The sequence below is a fragment of the Hominimerdicola alba 8 genome, assembly GCF_000178155.2.
GTDB classification, from domain to species: Bacteria; Bacillota; Clostridia; order Oscillospirales; family Ruminococcaceae; genus Hominimerdicola; species Hominimerdicola alba_C.
The window spans coordinates 1-6113 of the sequence record NZ_ADKM02000087.1; the positions used below are offsets into that span (position 1 = coordinate 1).

2 protein-coding genes and 2 pseudogenes are annotated in these 6113 nt (G+C 44.9%); 2 read left to right on the top strand and 2 right to left on the bottom strand.

Going from position 1 to position 6113, the window contains the following annotated elements:
* Positions 1-182: 182 nt before the first annotated feature.
* Both CUS_RS10070 and CUS_RS18635 read right to left on the bottom strand, forming a co-directional pair.
* Positions 183-998 (bottom strand): annotated as a pseudogene (locus CUS_RS10070) (hypothetical protein); the annotation flags it as partial.
* 12 nt (positions 999-1010) lie between these two features.
* Positions 1011-3647 carry a PASTA domain-containing protein gene (locus tag CUS_RS18635; protein ID WP_002850287.1) on the bottom strand — a complete coding sequence of 879 codons (2637 nt, stop codon included), beginning with the start codon at positions 3645-3647 and terminating at the stop codon, positions 1011-1013.
* Positions 3648-4310: 663 nt separating this feature from the next.
* Between CUS_RS18635 and CUS_RS10080 the strand changes: the two genes are divergently transcribed.
* Both CUS_RS10080 and CUS_RS10085 read left to right on the top strand, forming a co-directional pair.
* The gene (locus CUS_RS10080; RefSeq protein WP_002850284.1) at positions 4311-5837 is read left to right on the top strand and encodes an FHA domain-containing protein; all 1527 of its coding nucleotides are present in this window, start codon (positions 4311-4313) and stop codon (positions 5835-5837) included.
* A pseudogene (locus CUS_RS10085) lies at positions 5834-6113 on the top strand (hypothetical protein); the annotation flags it as partial. The gene CUS_RS10080 and the pseudogene CUS_RS10085, both read left to right, overlap by 4 nt.

Below are 6113 nucleotides of genomic sequence, written 5' to 3' on the forward strand. Positions count from 1 at the left end.
GATCCTTGGTGCCCCTGCTTCCTTTGTCCGTAAACTTTTCGTTTGCGGACTTTTTTGTTGCTATTTTTACATTGTTTGCGGAAATCACTCTGTCATCATTTATATCTGCCTATAAAAAAGCCTCCCACACATTCTGATGTCCTTACATGCTGAACATCTTTCATGTGTGGGAGTTAAATTTATCAATTCATTTTGTATCTTACCCACTCGGTCACTGAGGTGATATTTCCTCCGACTGTTACGGGGTCGTATGATACTTTTTTCACCAAACGCTCGTGAGTATATTTCCTTTCGCAGTTGTAATACTCGTAATCCTGCTCGATCACTTGTATTCGTTCTGCCACCCAGAAATTGGAGTAATCACTTTTACCATAAATTTCATAGGCGCCTTTCTCTTCATTAAAAGTTTGTTCCTGAGAGGAAGCAAATGCCTCGAATTCGGTAGCATTACCTATGCCGGATATGTATTCATTAGAGTAATGTGCCATATTTACTTTGTCATCTCCCTGTGAAGACTCTTGCGGGCAGCACCAGTGCCAGTAAATATATTTTTCTGTGTATGTATTATTTACAGTAAGTCCTTCGGTGTCATTTTCATAAGCTATAAGCGGTTCTTTACCAAAGCCCTGAAAATAAGTATTGCCATTGTAGTAACCTGCATAAAGACGATTGCTTGTATCGAAGCCATCAGGGAATACAGCGTAACTCGAAGTGCCATGTCTTGTTGTAGTCTTTATATTTTTCTCACTTGTTTTTGTGTAGCCTTCAATATATGGCTGATCTGAGTCTTCTATGATCTCTTTTATTGTATATTCCCATTTTTTATCTTTAACAGTCGCATTAGCAGGAACTTCTGACGGCAGTACCCAGTCGGACAGATCATCAGTGATCTTCCACTGTGCGTAAAGGGTGATATCGCTGTTTACTGTGGAAGAACGCAAAGGTGAATTGCTCGATGGTGATGTTGACCATCCCATGAACTTATAGCCGCTTCGCTCAGGGTCTTCGGGTTAGGATATCGTATCGCCTGCATGATACTCATAGGCGCTTACCGGAGCGCTTGAGTAGTTCTCATCGAATTCTACTATATACACCTTTGACGATGTCTGCTTTTCGGTAGCCTTTGTCGTTGACCTTGTGGTCTGTTTAGTCGTCTGTCTTTCGGTTTCTTTAGTTGTTTTCTTGGCAGTCTGCATGGTAGTATCGCGGGGGCTCTGTGTTTCGCCTGTATTGCCGCCCTGAACATTTCCTGTGTCCTGCGTTGACGTATGTTTGCCTATATTGATGGTAACAGTTTCATTTTTCTTCAGCTTTGTGCCCGATGCAGGCAGCTGTGATATTACCTTGCCCGCGTTTGCACTGCTGCTCTCGACCTCTATCACATTTACCTTCAAGCCCTTGTTTTTCAGCTGTTTTTCAGCATTGGCTCTGGTAAGACCTGTCAGGTCGGTCAGTGTTACCGTGGTTTCGTGCGTGCATATGACGATCTCGACCTTATCACCTCTGTGGACTTTTTCGCCCTTAGCGGGATCCTGACTGAGTACCGTGTCGATGGTCTTGCTGTCATCTGTCTTATAACTTGTTGTAACTACAAGACCGTTCTGCTTGAGTATCTCTTCGGCATTATCGCGCCTAAGACCTGTAACATCAGGCATATCCGATGCTTCTGTACCCTTGCTGACGACCAGGTTGACAGTGCTCTCAGGCTCTATCTCGGTCTTTTCCTTTGGATCCTGTGATATTACAAGACCTTCCTTGATCCTGTCGCTGTATTCATATCTGATATTCGCTTTCAGACCTCTGCTCTTCAGCTGTGAAACTGCCTGTGCCTCTTCCATCAGTTCGAGTTTTGGCACGCTGACTTTTGCGTATCCCAGTGAGATCACAAGTTCAACGCTCATTCTGTTCATTATCAGTTCGCCTGCGGCAGGGTCGGATTCGATTATCCTGTTCTTCTCGACTTCCTTGCTGTACCTGTAGTCGGTGACCTTTATAAGCATGCCCAGCGAACTTGCCTTTGCGTATGCCTCTTCAAATGTCATGCCCGAAAAGTCGGGTACTTCAAGCTGTTTGTCGTGAAATTCCTTTGAAGGATCTCTGCCTATTGATATTGTCAGCGTAACTTCGCTGTTTTCGGGCATTTCCTTTTCGGGCGGGACGCTTTGCGAAATGATGCAGTTTTCTGCGATCACATCACTGTACTCTTTCTTTACCTTGACCTTGAAACCGAGTCCCTCCAGCTGTTCCTTAGCATCTTCATATTCTGTGCCCTGTACGTTCGGCACAGGCTGTTTGATAAGTTCAGAACTTACCAGAACGCTCACAAGTGTGTTCACTTCTACCACTGTACCCGCTTCGATATCCTGATACAGTATCAGGTCTGCGGGGATATCCGACGGCTGTAGACCGCTTATCTCGACCAGCAGGTCAGAGGCTTTCAATTTGTCAGCGCCTTCGTTGTACTCTTTGCTTATGACTGACGGAACTCTTGTCTGACCTTCGGGTATCTCGACTTTTGTTTTCAGTCCCGCATCAAAGCTGATAACGCCCGTCATCAGCAGTGTGCTGAACACTGCAACTGCCGCCGCAAATGACGGTATAGCTATCTTTGCCCAGAGCGGCCATTTCAGCCTGTCCAGCTTTTTTATCTTGCCGACTCTCCGCGTGACAGGCTTTTCGCTGTTCAGTTCATCAAGAAAAGTCTGCATATCGGGCGTTCTGTCTTCTATGCGCACGCTCAGAGCGTTAAGTATCGCCGTTTCGTGATTGTCGGATATATCCTTGTCGTACTTGGTTATCGGTTCAAGTATGTCCTTCTGCTTGTTCTCGAAAAATGCTCTTCTTTCCAGCGCATCAGGGGGAGTCACGCCTGTTATCATCTTATATAAGGTCGCCGCAACAGCGTAGACATCTGTGTGCGCACCCTGATCGCCCTTACTGCGGTACTGCTCTTCGGGCGAGTAGCCGGGCTTTATTATGACGGTAAGCGAGCGGCTGTGAGAGGTGGTGGCATATCTTGCCGCACCGAAATCTATCAGCTTGACTTCGCCGCTGTTGGTGACAAAGATATTGTCAGGCGCGATATCGCGGTGGATTATGCCGTCACTGTGTACCACCTTAAGTGACTCGATGATGGGCGTTATCATTTCGATGGCATCATCTTCGGGTATCTTTTTTTCGCGCTTGAGTTTTTCAGCCAGCGTTTCGCCCTGTAAAAGTTCCATAACGATGTAGGCGGTGTTGTTGGCTTCAAAACTGTCGAATATCTTGACGATACCGGGTGTTGAATGAAATTTTGCCAGCTTCTTTGCCTCATTGATGAACTTCTTCATGCCATCATTGAACTGCTTGTTCTTGTTGTCGCTGAACACTGTCAGCTGGGTATGACCCAGTACCCTTGTGGCAAAATCGCTCGGCAGATATTCCTTTATGGCGATCTTTGTTTCAAGCACCGCGTCCCAGCCGATATATGTCACGCCGAAGCCGCCGTATCCTATGACCTTTCCTACGATGTACCTTTCCTGTAAAATAGTGCCGGGTCTTAGATGGAGTGCGTTGTCAGATACAGTGCCCTCTGCATATCCGCAGAAGGGGCATGTATTGAGCGTATCTTCGTATCTCTCCATACAGCCAAAACAATATTTCATTTTCTCACTCCAATCATGACTGTTTACCTGACAGTCTGTATCATGCTGAACAATTTACCGTTGTGACAGCCTGCAACAGCGCTGATACATTTTATTGACTTATTTGTTTTGTTATTATTTAATGATGTAAATAAAGTCATATATTTTATTTTAGCATAAATAAGTCTTTTTTGCAACGTTTACAAATTCAAAAAAGGTACAAAACGACTTCTTCAACTTTGTCTATTATATACAAGGTCTTCTGCAAAGAGCGATCCAAGTCAAACACAGTGAGCAATGAAAAAATGCAGGACACAAAAATTGGAAAATATGGCGTGAAGATGTCCTATACGCCGATATTAAATTCTATATCAATATTAAATTTTTGATATAAAACGTTAAGAGAATGTGTTATTTAGAACAGTATGCAGCGAAAGAAATGTGATTGAATTGTGTACAACGCTGAATAATTAGATATTTATATTAAAAAGGTCGACATCGGTTGACAATTTCCTCATTAAGTGATATATTAGTATTAATAAAGTATTAATAGCAAGGTCGCGTTTTCGAGTTTTGTTTTTAGATTTAACAATTCGTTCAGCCGAAGTTGGATCTTATAGAATATAAATTATCCGATCGTTGCATATTAGCGGCTCGATATTATTTGTTAGGAGAGTTTAAGGCATGGGTAGCTGGTATACAAAGAATGAATCAGGTAAAACACTGCTTGTTTTTGAAGAGCAGGACGAACTGAAAGAATTTGACAATGTCACACTCAGCATGATAAGGAACAACAGCATAGCTTGTATGATACCCTGTTCCGTATCGCAGATGGACGATTCAAGATTTATAAAGTTCAATATCACCTCGCGTATAGCATTTACCGAGTTCCTTGAAAGACCCACAACTTTTGACATAGTTTCCGATCTTTTCATAAATATGAGCAGGTCTTTCCTTGAACTTCGCAAGTATATGATAACCACAAGTTCACTGCATCTCGATGTGAACTGGATGTACATAGATATGTCCAGCCGAATGGCAGAGTTCATCGCGATACCAACTGTAGATGAGCAGAATGATATAGATGTAAAGCGCTTTTTCCAGGATATCGTAATTGATCTTGATATGGGCGCTGACAGCAGATATATGGGTCTGATACTCAATCTGCTGAAAGAAAAGAACTTTTCGCTGGAAGGCTTCATAGAAGGGCTTGAAAGACTGAGGACCGGCGGTGCTCCCGCTGCGGCTAATGTGAATGTACCTCAGGCAGCTGCCGTACAGGGCGGTTACCAGAACGTTCGCGCGTATCCTCAGGCTGCTGCACCTGCTGCGGCTCCCGCTGTGAACATTCCTGCGCAGAACCCGATGGCAGGAACATTCCAAAATCAGGCACCACAGGTCAACATACCTCCTGCGGTCGGTAAGGTGAATGCCGCCGGCGCTGCCAATATGGGCGCTGTAAATCTCGGGGCTGCGAAATTAGGCAATGATAAGGCTGATAAAGCAGGCATCTCAAATATACTGGGCGGTCTGTTCGGCAAGAAAAAGGGCAAGGCGGAGGCTCCAAAAAAAGTCGCAGTGCCGCAGAAAACACCTGCTGCACCTGCAAATCCGGGTTTCGCCATTCCGGGCAGGGAGAATGACTTTGCTGCGGCAAATGTGCCTGTTCAGCAGAATATCCCCGCACAGCAGAATATCCCCGTACAGCAGAATATCCCTGTACAGCAGAACGTTCCAACACCTGCGGCTGCACCTCAGAAAGTACAGGTATCAAAGAACATAACAGCAAACGCACAGCCTGCCCAACCGCAGCAGGTGCCTCCTGTATTCGATGCGGGTGAGGGATATGTAGCGCCCGCTGCAAAGCTGGACGCTGACCGCGAAACTACACAGATGATGGGCGAGTATACCGAAGAGAACGCGCCCAGACTCATACGCAACAAAACTCACGAGATAATTGAGATAGAAAAGGATACATTCAATCTGGGTAAAGACCCTAAGGAACTGCTTGACTATGTCATCAACGACAAGAGGGTCAGCAGACGTCATGCAAGTATAATCTGTAAGGACAGTTCTTACTTTGTCGTTGACAGAGGTTCGACAAACCATACTTTCCTCAACGGCAAACAGCTGGTACCTAATCAGGAGTATCCTCTTCACAGCGGTGATTCGATAAGATTTGGTCCTGAGGAATTTACTTTTGATCTATGATTATTACTTTAAGCAGTGTTACTGACCTGGGAAGCAGGAAAAAAGTAAATCAGGATGCGATGTGTGCCCTGCAAAAGGATACCAAGATATTCAGGAGCGCGATGGGCGTTATCTGTGACGGCGTGGGCGGCTGTGAACACAGCGAGATCGCCAGCAATTTCGCAGTAAGGGCATTCTCGGAATGGTATGACTGCTTTTATCCCGATATTGCAGATATCACTGATGAAGACGAATTTTGCAGTCAGCTTTATGAAAAGTGGTTCGGGATATTCGATT

Bases quoted from the DNA above. Each gene is read 5' to 3' on its own strand.
- CUS_RS18635 (WP_002850287.1), bottom strand. From the start codon at position 3,647: ATGAAATATTGTTTTGGCTGTATGGAGAGATACGAAGATACGCTCAAT.
- CUS_RS10080 (WP_002850284.1), top strand. From the start codon at position 4,311: ATGGGTAGCTGGTATACAAAGAATGAATCAGGTAAAACACTGCTTGTT.